This is a genomic window from Microcoleus sp. N9_A1 (assembly GCF_036701795.1).
In the GTDB taxonomy this organism is placed as follows: domain Bacteria; phylum Cyanobacteriota; class Cyanobacteriia; order Cyanobacteriales; family Microcoleaceae; genus Microcoleus.
Window position 1 is genome coordinate 26,778 of the sequence record NZ_JAUBRI010000036.1, and the last position, 14,832, is coordinate 41,609.

Here is a 14,832-nt window from a genome sequence, read left to right on the forward strand (position 1 = left end):
TTATTTGTAAAACCCGCCCCTACAGGCATCACAAAAATCACACAATATTGTTACAACCATTGGCCGCCTCGGAAACGCCAGTAGGGAAACAAAATTCGCATCAGTGTTTGCGATCCCACATAAATAGCTAGCCACACTAAACTATAATGCAAGGCAAAAGCTCCCAAGTCAAAATCTTCCGGCGGTATCCCCGGCAAACCGATAATTTTGATTAAAAATAACACAAAAAGTGCTTCCCACATCCCAGCGAGCAATTGAAATGCGCCTGGCCAATCTCGATCCCAGCGGAACTGTTGGATGTAGATATATAACGCATCCCAGCCGATGCCAAAAATCGCTACATACCCTAAAATCCAGAAAAAGATTGAGCCTGATTGGGAGGTAATTAAACCTAGAAAAAAAGGCAGCGTTACTAAAATGCCTACGGTTGCAAATAGCAAGAACCGAGTTTGCCAGCGGCCGAATAAGGTGGGAGTCATGCGAGTTTAGATTTTAGATTTTAGATTGAATGGGAAGGTTGTGTGGCTAGCGAAGGCTTGAATTTTCGATTGTAGATTGAAGGCTAAGTTCGTTTAAATCAGTTAAATCTGACATTTTTTATCATTTTCAAGAACAGGCAAGATGCCTGTTCCACAAAGAGTGAGTTTTCTTGTGGGGAGTAGGGGTTGGGCATCCTGCCCGCCCGTAAAAAACCTATTGAAATAGTGCAATATCTCACTTAAATTCATTAAATCTTGTACATTGCTTGTTGCCGAACTTCGTCCTTCAAATTAGCCGGGAGATTTATTGAAAATCCACTTCAACCACTGCACGAACGATCGCCAAACGCTCAATTTCCGCACACCCGGAACTCGGTTGGCGGCCAGAATTTCAACGGAACGCAAGGCGGCGTATTGCAAGCCCAAAAAGCTGTCTACGGGCGCGTAAGGCCCTCCCAAAGTAATCGCGCCGGCTGCGTATACTCGGCCTTCTGTGTTGCTAGCAGAAGAATTCCGCAATTCGGGCACTTCAAAATCGTTGTTAACACTCAGCCGGCCCAAACCGTTAAGGGGAAGATTATATTGAGCTACCAAATCGTTTAACAGGGGACTGGTTTTTACCTTAGCGTCCAAACCCGTAGCGTCAATAATAAAATCAGCCTCTAACTTAATTTGCCCCTTGAGTTCCTTCTCCCGAATGTACGTCACCGTGCGGTTTTGACTGTCGCGCTCGACTCGCTCGACTTCCCCGAAGGTAATTTGATACCATCCGTGACTTAAACCTTCTTTGACAATCCGCCGCCAGTCGCTGCGCTGGGCTGTGGTAGTGCCGCCCCAGTCGGTGAGCAACTGCGGCCGAAATTCGGGGGCGGCTTTTTCCAAAAGTAGGCGGAGTTCCCCGCCCCAGCAAGCTTTCGGCCAGTTGAAAGGTTGAAATTCGTAGTGATTTTCGACGTTACGCTGAGCGAGGTTAAATTTGTTGCCTTGGGGTTTGGGCGATCGCATCAAATGCAATACTTGAATATTACTGTTCCGCTGTCGCGCTTCGTAAATTCGCTGCACCACCCGCGAAGCCACAATTCCCCGGCCTCTAATTAACACGCTGCCGCCGCTGGCCTCCAATTTTTCGTAAACGCCGTCGTGGCTTTCGTAAGCGTTGACAACCGACTCAAAATCCTGGGTTTTTTCGCGGTAAGCTTGCAAGTCGGGCAGAAATTGAATGGCGGGATAGCCGGTGGCTAAGTGTACGTATTTGGCGATTAAAAAAGCGTGGTCGCGACGATCGGCATTCGATCGAGAATAAGCGATCGCGTACCTGCCGTCATCTGTTTTGCGAATTCCCCGCACTCTACCGTAGCGAAACATTTGATTCCACCCAATTCTCTCGACTTCCCTGTCAATAGAATCAAACACATTCCCCGCGCGAGGCGTATAAGTTTCGGCAAAAGTCGGTTCAGCAAACACCTGCCACATCAACTTCAACGACATCCCCAAACGCCCTTTGAGCAATTCCTGCCAAGCTTCCCGCAAAGCATAGGGAGGCCACCCCCAAATATTGTCTGGACAAGAGTCAGAATTTGATCGTAGGCGTTCCCGCAGCGGAATTTGAGAATTCAGGCATAGACGCAGATAGCGGGCGTAAGGCTGGTTTTCCATGCCCAAAACCGCAATTCGATCAATTTTCACGCCGCAAATTCTCAGCAAATCCACCCAAATAAAGCTGCCCAAACCACCGCCAACGGCAGCCCAATCAACTTCTGTCACAGGGAGTCCCATAGATTCGAGCGATCGCATTGACACTTGAGAAGCTTGCAAAAATGCGAGCGGCGGAAATTCTGCCCTACTACTTGTCTGAGGAACCTGCAACATTATTTGGTGTCCCAATGCCGGGTCTGGCCCATTGGTCTGCGGGTTAAAGAAAATGTGAGAATTGACCGACGGCGTTTCTGGGGAATTAACAGCAAAAGAAATGCCGATCACGTAGGGCCCAACTTGCAGCATATCCCCGTTTGCCAGCACGCAACGGGTTTGGCGAACGCCGTTGACAAAAGTACCGTTGCGGCTGCCCGTGTCAGTGAGTACAATACTGTTGCCTTCGGTGCCAATCACTGCATGGAACCGAGAAACTTGACTGCTGCTGAGGGCAATTCGAGAAACTCGTTCCCCGTTGATTGTCGCCGGCATAGCTTCAAAAATTCGTCCCAAAGCGATGGGTAAATCGAGTATGGGGGATCGACAATCCCCCGTAGCTGTATCTGTCCAAGTCAGTCGCAGGCGCAAGGGTTGAGAATTCATGATTATTTTTTAAACATCAGCCGTCGGCTTTGAGCTTTCTGCAAAAAAAGATTTTTGAAGTTGAGAGTGTTTAGCGGATAGCCAGATTTTCCGTTTTTCTTAAATCTTGCACCATTGTCAAGAACGGGCAAGATGCCCATTCCACAATAGATGAATTTTCTTGTGGAACAGGCATCTTGCCTGTTCCTAAACGGGCAAGATGCCCATTCCACAATAGATGAATTTTCTTGTGGAACAGGCATCTTGCCTGTTCCTAAACAAGTAATTGAGAATGGTGCAACATCTCAGTTTTTGAAACTTTCACGGAGAAAGCATCACACTCGCCGCCGCAGCCAAAGAAGTACCGCACCACGGACACCCCGCATTCGACTGTGCGTAAGGCGAAATTCGGCTGCACTTGGGACACTGCAAACCGTAGCTTGAAGGCCCCGTCGGCGGGGAAGAACTTTGAACCGGAGGCCCGGACAGCAAAACAGTCAGCGGCCCGGCTACCTCTACCTCCGTCACCTTCAGCACCTCAATTTCCACTTGACCTAAATGGAGGTGGCTGTCGGATCTCAATGTTGCTTCGCCTTGGGTGAGAATTTTTCCGTCTACCAGGGGCGGATTGCTTTCGCGCAAATTCCGCACTGCATACTCCTGCAATTCCTGATTAAAAAATATTTCAACGTGCAGCCCCGATACGCTGGGATGCGAAAATACTATATCGCACTTCGCCGGATCGCGTCCGAGCCTCACGGTTCCCGGATTTTTGCTCGGCTGTCCGTTTTCAATTGTTCGAGTTTGACGCACCCCAGCTTCTGTCCATGCTAAAGTGAGCTGGTTTGTCATGATTGTATCGGTTGGCTCAAAAATATAAAAAAATATTAACTGATTTATTTTGAGGACGGAGTTCCTCACCAAAAAACTTAATTATAATTATTGACGCCGACTCGATCGCACTTCTAAAAATATTATGTGCAGCTAAACAAAAAAGCCCCGAAGTCGGGGATTTTAGTGCTCGTATTGGCTTTTTTTGAGAGACTGACTCGCGCTTGCCAGCTTTTCTTTCCCGCAAAATTATTGACCGCAGTGCAGCTTGGTTAAAAAATTGCCGTTCAAGATTTGCCAGCGATTGCTAAAAACTAATTCCTGTGGGGTTTTCAGATTTGCGAGGCTTTGGTGCGCTAGTGACGATTTTTGGAGGTTGGGCGATCGAACTACCTCGGTAACTTCGATCGCCCCACCTCCTCAAACGTTCACTGTCTAGCGTGCTATCTCTCACGCTGCAACTGTGCAATCTTTCGTTGCAGCCAAAGCCTTGAGAGACTTAAGCTTCGCTCTTGCGGCTTTTCCGACCGCCTTCGCGACCAATTTGAGCCATGTGTTCGCGATTTCTGCTGACAGCTTCGCCACCTTTTTGACCAGCTTGTCTGGCTTCTTCAGAGGTGAATTCGTGTGCAGTTCCTTTCTCGTGTGCAGCTTTTCCGCCTTTGCTAGCAATTGCGCGCTGTTTTTCTGCATCCATAGAAGCGAATCCGCGTTTGCTTTTCTCAGCCATGACTGTCTCCTTGTTTGTTTCTGATTTTTTAGCTTGATCGCGCCTTCGCCTCCCACTGTCGTGGTTACTCCCAGTCAGTGGTGAGATATCCGACGGTAAATTATGAAACCTGATCAGACGAATCTAAGCTTTTGGTTTAACTCGCAGGATGACTCTTTCATAATTTACAAATGTGAACTAAAAATAGTTCACGCCCGGGCACTATAGTTAGAGCCGCCAATGTTTTAAGCTGGTTACTGTCTTTCAATCATTCTATAAACCCCCCAACTTTTATACCTCTTTCTCAGGTATAGTCATTCTTTAGTTCGCTGGAAGGATGGAACCGAAAGCTGATTGGCGGTAGACTCAGAGGATTTTTTGACTTAACCGCGCCACCTCAAAAATTAAAAGTCCAAAGACGGATGCTTTTTTGGTCTTTTTACTTTTTTTTTGATGCCTTCCGCGCTTGCCAGTTATCCCGATGTTAGTTGGTCTGCCGATCGAGTTGTTTCTGGTAAGCGATATTTTGGGGCGCAGCGCAGGACGTACTCGATCGCACTTATTAAGTTTACCTTATGACCGATCGAAACATACATCGGTTTTACCCCTGTTTGCGTCCTTAGCGCTGCGCCGATCGTTGATCCCTCCAGTAGCAAGGGTTGCCAACTGCCCCGGTCGAGTCCGACTTCGGAATGTTCTCCAATAAATCGATTTTTGGCAACTCCGATCGTGGCAATTCCTGTCAAAACCCCCAAATGGCAGGCAAGACCGAACCTGCGGGGATGGGCTAGTCCTTGACCGTCGCACAATATCAAGTCTGGTCTCAAACTGATATTTTCCAAAGCCTCAAGGACTGCCGGCACTTCTCGAAAAGACAGGAAACCCGGAATATAAGGAAAAGTTGTAGGACTGCGAACCACAGCTTGCTGCTGCAACTGCAAGTCGGGAAAGCTCAGAACTGTTACAGCGGCCCGCGATACATCGTCTGCACTGTCGTAGCCGACATCTACGCCTGCGACGTACCCAACTGTCTCCAGTTGATTTTCGGTAATTACCTCTGACCGAAGCTGTTCTTGAATGGCGATCGCCTCTTCAATTGTCTGCGGCCAAGGGTGTCGCTGCAACATTTTGATTTCTCTTCAACCGTTCTCATCTAAGCTTAACTTATTTTCGGGCATTTTTAAACTCAAATTTTTATCGTTTGTAGCTATAAATTCCTAACTTGCCCAAGGAGTTTTTTTTCTACTCAGGAGGGTTGAGCAAGGCGGGCCGATGCCAATTCTACCAATAGAGTCTGTAGGTCGGAGAGTGAAATTCTATCTTTCGCTTATGCTTGAACCAACCCCCAAAGGTTTTATCGGCACGCACCTCCAATTTTATACTCAAAATTCACAAAAAATACCTGTTTGATGCTGATTTTTTAGCTTTCTAGAAAGCTTTCTCTTTCCGATCGCCCTTTTATCGCTTGTCACAGAGCGATCGAACTATCTATTTACTTCTTCTTCTTCTTCTTCTTCTTCTTCTTCTTCTTCTTCTTCTTCTTCTTCTTCTTCTTCTTCTTCTTCTTCTTCTTTATCTAAAATCCTCCTCATTGTCAAGATGATCGAAACATTTATTCATCAATAATCTCACCCAGCTACAAGTGCCATTGTTCATCCCCGCTCATCGAGCTAAGAGGTTCCCAGCCCTCGCACCTATATGACTTTTATGATAAAAAATAAATAAATTCATGAGTTGTCGCACCATTAACATGAAGTTATAATCTTAGATAATAGCGAATAGAAAACTAACATCTAGTAACACCACATAGCTGAAGTAACCTATGAAAATCATGCAAAGAGTTCAGTACAACCTAGCTCTCTACGTCCTCGGTGGCATCGTCTTCATCATCGCCGCCTTAATTTTCAAACCTTTTGCCATCGTCGGCGCAGGGGAACGCGGCGTCATGATGCGCTTCGGCAAGGTTCAAGACGCGATTTTAGATGAAGGCATCCACCCGATTTTACCGATCGTCACTTCTGTAAAAACTCTCAGCGTGCGGGTACAAAAAACAGACTTGAAAGCAGATGCAGCCTCCAAAGATTTGCAAAGTATTACTACAGATTTGGCAGTCAACTGGAATGTTGACCCCGCCAAAGTAAATCAAGTTTTCCAACAAGTCGGAGACGAAGAACAAATTGTTGCCAGCATTCTGAGTCCGGCAATTTCGGAAGTTCTCAAAGCAGCAACTTCTAAAAAAACCGCCGAAGAAATTATCACTAAGCGCACCGAACTCAAAACAGAAATCGACAACAGCCTCAAAAAGCGCTTGGAACCTTACGGCGTCATTGTCAGAGATGTTTCGTTAATAGATTTTGGCTTTTCTCCAGAATTTAGCAAAGCCATCGAATCCAAACAAATAGCAGAACAAGAAGCTAAACAAGCAGAATTTACAGTTAAAAAAGCCACCCAAGATGCTCAAGCTGAAATTAACCGCGCTAAAGGTAAAGCTGAAGCTCAACGCTTGCAGCGACAAACTTTAACAGCCGAAATTTTGCAGCAGCAAGCGATTGAAAAATGGAATGGCCAGTTTCCGACAGTAATGGGAGGAGGGGGAACTTTGCCATTGATTAATATTGCGCCGCCGAGTTCTCAAGCTGCAACTCCTGCTAAATAATATCATTTCCGGTTACACCGGAATGATGTTGACTGTTGACGGTTGACTGTTGACAGTGAACAGTGAACTCGAATTTACTATTCCGATGCTAACGGATTTGATATAAGCTGCTGCGGATCGTGATTGCTAGGGCGGGGGGAGAAGGGGAGAGGGGGAGAGAGTCTGAGGGGGAGAAGAATTGAGGGTTTGTCACTGCGGAGAAAGTGATGTGCTTTTTTAAATGCCCAACAGCAAGCGTAGAAAATACAACGAACAACTAAGGTTAAATCTCACATCTTGCACCATTGTCAATTACTTGTTTAGGAACAGGCAAGATGCCTGTTCCACAAGAAAACTCATTCTTTGTGGAACGGGCCGGAGAGCCCGTTCTTCACAATGGTGCAACAACTAACGTGAAATCCCGCTTACTTAAATGCCGAGATACAATTTACGTTGCGCGAATCCTGAAAAACGCTAAAGTAAGAAGCAACTCGGAAATTGTAAAGGTTTGCTTGAAACTTCGGCTGATGGGAGATCGCGAGAACCAGTCAATTTCTAATTTAGGTGAAGTGGGGGATGCCGATCGCCATTCTGCATCAGAAGCACTGTGGCTAAGTGATCGAGCCTTGGCAGCTACTAGCAGTGGCATTGTCATTGCTGACGCCAATGCACCCGATTGTCCGATAATTTATTGCAATCCGGCCTTTGAACGGCTGACAGGTTACTGTGCCAGTGAAATCTTGGGGCGCAATTGCCGATTTTTGCAAGGCCCGGATACCGATCGAACTACAGTAGCTAAGATCCGCGACGCCTTGCGCCAAGGTCAAGAAATCCAGACAACAATCAAAAATTACCGCAAAGACGGCAGTCCTTTTTGGAGCAAATTGTCGCTATCTCCCGTGCGAGACGACAGCGCTAATTTGACTCACTTTGTAGGAGTTCAGTCTGACTTGTCGGAACCAATATGTGAAGTGCAGCAAGCATTGCAGCAAGCTAACGACCAACTGCAAACGATTTTGGAAGCAGTTCCGGGAACAGTATCTTGGATTAGCTCGGATTTGCGCTATTTGGGGGTTAACCAGCACTTAGCCAAACTGCATGGTTTGCCACCGTCGGCTTTTGTCGGTCAAGATATTGGTTTTCTGGGCGCTAGCTCGGAGTTTAACTCTTTTGTGGTGGAGTTTTTTGCCGGGGACGCTATGGAAGCGGTTAAAGAACTCAGCGCTAAGGTACAAACCGACGGGGGAGGGTCGGAGGGATACTATTTGATTGTGGCTCAAAAGTACGATCGGGGCAATGCAGCTTGTCTGGTAGGAATTGATATTACCGAGCGCAAGCTGGCAGAAGAAGCTCTGGTGCTGACTCGCAAGGCGGTGGAAAGTTCGAGTGACGCGATCGGCATCAGCGATGCGAACGGCACTCACATTTATCAAAATCAAGCGTTTTCTCAGCTATTTGAATGGGACACCGCAGAGGAATTTAAGCTAGCCGGAGGTATATCGGCAGTTTTTGCTGACCCCGCAGTCGCCAGGGAGGTACTCGATACGATCGCCCAAGGTTATTCTTGGTTTGGTGAAATTACCAACCGCACTAAAAGCGGCGAAACTTTGCAAGTGCTGCTGCGGGCCGATGCTATTAAAGACCCCACAGGGAAAATTGTCGGTCTGATTTACATGAATACCGATATTACCGATCGCAAGCGCACGGAACAAGAACTGCGGCAAAGCGAGAAGCGCTTTCGATCGTTGATTGAAAATGCTAGAGACATTATTGTGATTCTCGACGAGAAAGGCTTTTGCCGCTATGTCTCTCCTTCCCTAGAGCGGATTTTGGGATACCCGACGGCGGAAGTCCTCGGCCGGTCTATCTTTGACTTGATTCACCCTGACGAATTGCTGATAGTCGATCAAGTGTTTAAAGGTGCCATGCAAATGCCGAGAGTTAGCCTGGGAATGGCGGAATACCGAGTGCAACACAAGGACGGTTCCTGGTGCGTGTTGGAAGCGGTGGCGACGAATTTGCTCAACGAACCTTCGGTGCGGGGAATTGTGGTCAACTGTCACGATGTGACTGAGCGCAAGGCGGCTGAAGACCAATTGTCGCACGATGCTTTACACGACGCGCTGACAGAGTTGCCGAACCGTGCTTTGTTGACTGACAGGTTGGGGCAAGCTTTTGCCCGCGCCCAACGGCATCCGAGCTATCAGTTTGCGGTGCTGTTTCTGGATTTGGACAGGTTTAAGGTGATTAATGACAGTCAGGGACACCGCACGGGCGATCAGCTGTTGGTGGCTGTGGGTCGCCGTCTCTTGACTTGTTTGCGCCCTGGCGATACGGTGGCTCGTCTGGGGGGAGATGAGTTTGTGATTTTGCTGGAAGAAATTCACGGTGTTGATGAGGCGATCGCCCAAGCAAAGGAAATTCTCAAAACGATCGAACGACCGCTTTATTTAGAAGGTCATAAAGTTTTAATTACTGCTAGCATCGGCATTGCCTTGAGTACGGACAAATATCAGTTACCGGGAGATATTTTGCGGGATGCTGATATTGCGATGTACCGCGCAAAAGCTCTGGGTAAAGCTCGCTACGAAGTGTTTACCAGTGCGATGCACACTCGGGCTGTGGCTTTGATGCACTTGGAACACGATTTGCGGGAGTCGGTTGAAGAACTAAATTTGAAATATTCGATACTGGATTTTGGATGTGTGGCGGTGGAGGAAAACTCACCGATGAGTGAAATAGATCGGAAGTTGGAGCGTCCGAAATCGCCATTGGCTCCTTATAAATTGGAATGTCCTTTTACTGTTTATTATCAGCCGATCGTTTGTTTAAAAACTGGTTCAGTTATCGGATTTGAGGCGCTGGTGCGCTGGCTGCACCCGGAAAGGGGTTTGGTTTCCCCGATGGAATTTATTGCGATGGCGGAGGAAACAGGGTTAATTACGCCTTTGGGTTTGTGGGTTTTGAACGAAAGCTGCCGCCAAATTATTAAGTGGCAGAGTTTGAATTTACCTGTGGGAAATTCGCGACTGACTGTAGCAGTAAATCTTTCCGGGAGGCAGTTTTCGGAACCGGATTCGATCGAACAAATTAAGCAAGTTTTGCAGGAAACGGGTGTTGATGCTCGCTGTTTGAAGTTGGAGATTACTGAGACTGTGGTGATGGAAGATGGGGAAGCGGCGGCGGCGATGCTTTCGCAGTTGAGAGAGTTGGGAATCGGGCTGTGTATTGATGATTTCGGCACTGGTTATTCGTCTCTGAGTTATTTGCACAAGTTCCCGATTAATATTTTGAAGGTCGATCGCTCTTTTGTCAGCCGCGTCGGAGAAACAGGCGAAAATTTGGAAATCGTGCGGGCGATCGTCATGCTGGCCCGCAGTTTGGGGATGGAGGTAGTAGCAGAAGGGGTCGAAACCGCCGTCCAATTGGCTCAAATGCGGGCGATCGGCTGCGAGTACGGTCAGGGGTACTTTTTCTCTAAACCTCTCGACAGTGAGGCAGCTACAGCGTTGTTGAGGCGATCGCCCAAATGGTAATCCGATCTACAATAGGAACTGTATCATACCAATTTTTTATGAGGCTGCATAGAATCCGATCCCCCCTAGCCCCCCTTAATAAGGGGGGAACAAGATTCCGATCAAAGTCCCCCTTCGATCGGGGGATTTAGGGGGATCGAGATATGTGCAACTTCACATTAAATTGGTATCAAGATAAACTCATACCAAAACCTATGTCTCAATCGATCGCCCCAGTTTTAGCAGACAAGCAAATTGATACTTCTCCGACTTTAACCTTTGAAGAATACCGAGTTTATCAAGGAGAAATAGATGTACAATACGAGCTGTACAAAGGCAAATTAATCCCGATGCCAACAGCAACAGTTTTACACATCAAAATTTGCGAATATTTAGTTTACCAGTTGCAGCGTTACCTAGCTGAACACAATCTCGACTTAGTAGTAAAAACGGGTCTGGGAGTGAGAACAGATGAAGATAAATCTCGGATTCCCGATGTAGTTGTCTGCACTCAAAGTCTTTTGGAACAAGCTGCTGCTCGACCCGGTGCAGGTATCCTCGAATTTGATGAAAAGCCGCTGTTAGTGGTAGAAGTAGTCAGCGAAAATCGCCGCGAAGATTACGTGATTAAACGCGGAGAGTACGAATTAGCGAATGTGCCAGAATATTGCATTGTTGACCCTAAAACGGGCAAGCAAAGAATCAGGCTTTTTGCATTGATTGAAGGTGAAGATGGTTACACGTATACAGATTTCTTGCCTGGTGAGGAAATTGTGTCTGTAGTATTTCCCGATCTGGTTTTATCGGTGGATGAAATACTAAACCCGCCATTGGTAGAAGGGTTAATTAAGGCAGAACAAGCTCAATTGCAGCAACTACAAACAGTCGAACAGCGTGCTGAAAGATTGGCGGCGAGGTTGCGGGAGTTGGGCGTAGATCCTGATGCTGTGTAGGAAATGGATGAAGTACGTGAAGCGAAGCTATCCCGAAGGGAATCGCCCTTGAGGTATCTCAATCATCTAGTGGCAAGTCGCGCAGGAAATAAAAGCGATCGCGCCCTAAATCTTCGCCTTTAATTCGCCCTAAGAAACCCGTCAGCGGAGAAGAAAGTTCTACTAACATTTCGTGCAACTCTTCGCGGGACAACTTCTTGGGTGGGTTAGACATTGAATACGCACCGCTAAGAGCATCCACACTTGCTCGTTCATGACCACTATTTTCGTGATACTTTTTCAGAATAGAAAGAACGTGCGATCGCACTTTAATTTCTTGTTCAACTTGCTCAATATATTTAGCAACTTCATCATCAGATTGTCCCGGTTTTAAGTATTCTTTCAGTTTAAACAAGTCCACTGAGTTAGGATAGTTGCTTTGAAGTTTAACCAGTTTCTCAAGCGTTTCAGGGTTCATAATTGCCATACCGTGTACTTTGGCTGCCTCCATAAGTTGAGTAGTTGGAACGCCAGGGCCAATAATCAACTTAGTTGCTTTTGCGAGTGTTTCTTTATCTTTCAGCCGTAGCGTTCCTAAATTCAGCAATTGAACTGCTGTATCGTTAGGGATTTTTTTACCGGATTTGCACTCGCCAACTAAGGGGTAAGGTTTGGAGCATAATAAATCTAAGCCGCCAGCACCACCTTTGTGAGCATAATCTATGGTAAATCCCAAAAACTCAAGGCTATCGCGCACTACAATTTCAAAGTCGGTTCCTGCTTGATAGTTGCTTTTGTCTTTATCTAGTTCTTTGGTGCGATTTCCCAAAGCTGCTATAGTCTTTATCCAAGATAAATCCGGTTTGATTGGTTTTACAGGCTTATCGCTACTCCAACCTAGAAACATTTTGATTTCTGCGTCTAGTTGTTGGGCTTTTGGGTTAGTGGTGGATAAATGCACTAATGCACTTTGCAACTCTTCCAATTCTGGATGTTCAGGAGGCTCTAGTTTTTCCAGCTTTTGACGGCGTTTGGCAAAGATAGACTCGCTCACCACAGGCGTTGAATCAGTAACAGTTAGGGATTTTGGCAAAGATACAAAGTTGCCACTGGGATGCACAGACATTTCCAGCGGCTGAGGTAGCAAATAAACGCGAAGATGAGCTAGAAAAATATAACGTCGTTGCTGGAGAATTTGCTGTAATCCCTCTGTTGTCCAGACTGTTAACCGCGACAAAGCCTCTAATGATTCTGGATCGTTTAGTATTTGGCACAATTCGCATTTAGCCCAAGCTTTTATCAAAATCGTCTCAGAAGTTAACTGAGAAAATGAGGTTTTAGCAATTGGTAAAAAACTCGATCGGTAATATTGCTCATGGGGTAGCAAATTAATCGAAATATTGGCTGGATATAGGGCAAATGACCTACCCGGCTCGATGAAAATTCGAGGAATGGCTGCAATAACTCGCCCTTCGATTAAGGCTTCCACATCTGGCGCAGGTAACTGCAAAGCCGTATCAACAAAAACAGAATAACTCATCCACTTATTTGACCTAATAATTTATCCAGTGCTTCGTTGAGGTTGTTAATTTCAGTTGGATTAGGTTGCGACGGAATTTGAGGTTTATTGTCAGGAACCAAACCATCAGGAATCTGACCTGACGGATCGCTAAGAATTTCACAAATTAGATAATTTTCAGTTGCGAGCTTTTTCTGAACAATAAACTGCTGTATTTGGTCTTCGGTTAGCTCGTAATCTGTGTGAGCCTTGTTGACCAAATAAATGGCTAATAGAGGCTTGATATCTTCACTTGCAAGCTTGACAAATTCTCCACCTAGTTCTTGAGAAAGAAGTTTGTCTAAACACTGTTTCCCTACAGTATTCGGTTTAACATCTTTAGAACGAACTAAACAACCGCGAGTCATATCAAACTTTTGATAATCAATTAATCGCTTTAATGCGGCACTTACAAATCTTGCCCCAGATTCTTGAACAACTGCTACTACTATCTTAACAGATTTTCCATTTTCTTTGCCTCGAATTCTAAAGTGGAGATAACCTCTGTCTGCTGCTTTAGTTTGTACCTTTTCAATCTCCTCAACTTGCACTTTTTCCACACTCTTGCCTTTTAGTGCCAGCAAGCCAAAATATAGAGCTTCCGCTAAAATACTGCTATCCTCAAAATATTTCTCGATTGTTTCCTCAAGTGCATTCAGTTCATTGTTAAAAGCAAGTTCAACTTGATGGAGTGGATCTGGTGCGGTTTGCGGTGGAGGAGCACCAGGCACTTTCCAATTCTTAGCACACTCCTCTAAAACCTTTCTGACAATTAACTTTTCTTTTCCCAGTTCTCTCAGTTCACCTTCATCAAAAGGATAAACAGGATCAGGTGGAATTAAATCTTTACTGTCATAAAATTGTTCGAGCCATTGAGAAACTAGAGTCACTACATCATCAGCATTGAGATACTTTAAATCAAAAATCTTTTCACCCATTCTCGCTGTGACTGACTCTGCCTGCGGTAATGATCTAATGTTAAACCAAGTTTCATCAAACATAGCTGTCATTAAGACACCTCGTTTAATTTTACTGTACAAGTCTTTTACTAAGAGTGCGACGACCTGCGCCCTGTTGAAACCAGCTTCATTCCGATCTACACTCTCTAACTCATCAAAGCCAATTACTAGAGTTCTATAATCACCGATTAAGTCTAAAATTTGGCAAACAGTCTGCAATGCTTCGCCTTCTTTATCCTCTTCTGTAGAATTTGGCAAACCCATTGCATCAGCTTGTGCCTGTGCCAAGGCTCTTCCAGATAGCCAGTTGGTTGCAAAACTCACTTTATCTAAAGAAAGTGTCCACAGAATAGCCTGGATCAAATATGGATTTTCGATGTTTGGCTTAAGTCGAAGCACTTTGGCAGTTAAGGCATCAACTAATTTAGGCTTTTCAGCTAATTCCCCAGAAAATTGCTTGACTAGCTGCTGAGGTATGTAAGTTTCCCCTAATGCCTCATTGATCAAAGCAGTTGCTAATTCTTGCCACTGCATTACGCCTTCGTTACCCATCTGTTTCAGGCTTGAGGACAAAGTATTTAGAAAGTTAGCGTTGACTCGGTTTAAATTCCCATAATCTACGTCGCTCATATAAACAAAGAAAGAGCCACCTTCATCTAAAAGGCGGCGGCGAATCCGACTGATTAGGTGGCTTTTTCCTAGACCTTTTTCAGCTCTGATCGTGATGCCACTAACTGTGCGATACCCGGCACGAATTTGCTCGATTGCTTGAAAAATACCATCAGAGGCATGAGCATTGATAGAAGAAACGTCAGGAAAATTTGGCTTCCAAATATCATTGCTCCTGACTATTAACGATCTGTCAAAAGGGTTTTGACTTGCAATAGCTTTACTGAGATATGCGATTGAGGAGTGAAAGTCATTCATCGTTTTGTGTGAG

Annotated in this window: 10 protein-coding genes; 3 read left to right on the forward strand and 7 right to left on the reverse strand. The window is 45.7% G+C overall.

What is annotated here, in order from left to right; genetic code table 11:
• Positions 1-50: 50 nt before the first annotated feature.
• The 5 genes from QUA58_RS17520 to nfi form a co-directional block, all read right to left on the reverse strand.
• A complete protein-coding gene (locus QUA58_RS17520) occupies positions 51-479 on the reverse strand; it encodes a hypothetical protein (RefSeq protein WP_333253471.1) in 429 nt (142 codons plus the stop codon).
• A gap of 291 nt (positions 480-770) precedes the next feature.
• Positions 771-2,774 (reverse strand): FHA domain-containing protein, encoded by a 2,004-nt coding sequence (locus QUA58_RS17525; protein ID WP_333395047.1) that lies wholly within the window; start codon positions 2,772-2,774, stop codon positions 771-773.
• 300 nt (positions 2,775-3,074) lie between these two features.
• Positions 3,075-3,605, reverse strand: a complete 531-nt coding sequence (locus QUA58_RS17530) for an FHA domain-containing protein (RefSeq protein ID WP_333253478.1) — start codon at positions 3,603-3,605, stop codon at positions 3,075-3,077.
• A 478-nt stretch (positions 3,606-4,083) separates the two neighbouring features.
• Complete coding sequence (locus tag QUA58_RS17535) at positions 4,084-4,314, reverse strand: KGG domain-containing protein (RefSeq protein WP_333083789.1); 231 nt, start codon at positions 4,312-4,314, stop codon at positions 4,084-4,086.
• A gap of 452 nt (positions 4,315-4,766) precedes the next feature.
• A complete protein-coding gene (gene nfi, locus QUA58_RS17540) occupies positions 4,767-5,420 on the reverse strand; it encodes a deoxyribonuclease V (RefSeq protein WP_333395049.1) in 654 nt (217 codons plus the stop codon).
• A gap of 695 nt (positions 5,421-6,115) precedes the next feature.
• On the opposite strand from nfi, the gene QUA58_RS17545 reads away from it, so the two are divergent.
• The 3 genes from QUA58_RS17545 to QUA58_RS17555 all read left to right on the forward strand — a co-directional run bounded on the left by QUA58_RS17545 (position 6,116) and on the right by QUA58_RS17555 (position 11,396).
• On the forward strand, positions 6,116-6,949 hold the full coding sequence (locus QUA58_RS17545) for a prohibitin family protein (RefSeq protein ID WP_333395050.1): 834 nt from the start codon (positions 6,116-6,118) through the stop codon (positions 6,947-6,949).
• A gap of 506 nt (positions 6,950-7,455) precedes the next feature.
• Positions 7,456-10,464: an EAL domain-containing protein gene (locus QUA58_RS17550; protein WP_333395087.1), complete on the forward strand. Its 3,009-nt coding sequence runs from the start codon at positions 7,456-7,458 to the stop codon at positions 10,462-10,464.
• A 143-nt stretch (positions 10,465-10,607) separates the two neighbouring features.
• Positions 10,608-11,396: a Uma2 family endonuclease gene (locus tag QUA58_RS17555; protein ID WP_333395051.1), complete on the forward strand. Its 789-nt coding sequence runs from the start codon at positions 10,608-10,610 to the stop codon at positions 11,394-11,396.
• Positions 11,397-11,454: 58 nt separating this feature from the next.
• Here the strand turns inward: QUA58_RS17555 and QUA58_RS17560 are convergent, their stop codons facing one another.
• Entirely contained in the window at positions 11,455-12,915 is a 1,461-nt protein-coding gene (locus QUA58_RS17560) for a DUF1802 family protein (protein ID WP_333395053.1), read from the reverse strand.
• A complete protein-coding gene (locus tag QUA58_RS17565) occupies positions 12,912-14,819 on the reverse strand; it encodes a hypothetical protein (protein WP_333395054.1) in 1,908 nt (635 codons plus the stop codon). The genes QUA58_RS17560 and QUA58_RS17565 overlap by 4 nt, the downstream gene beginning before the upstream one ends.
• Positions 14,820-14,832 lie beyond the last annotated feature (13 nt).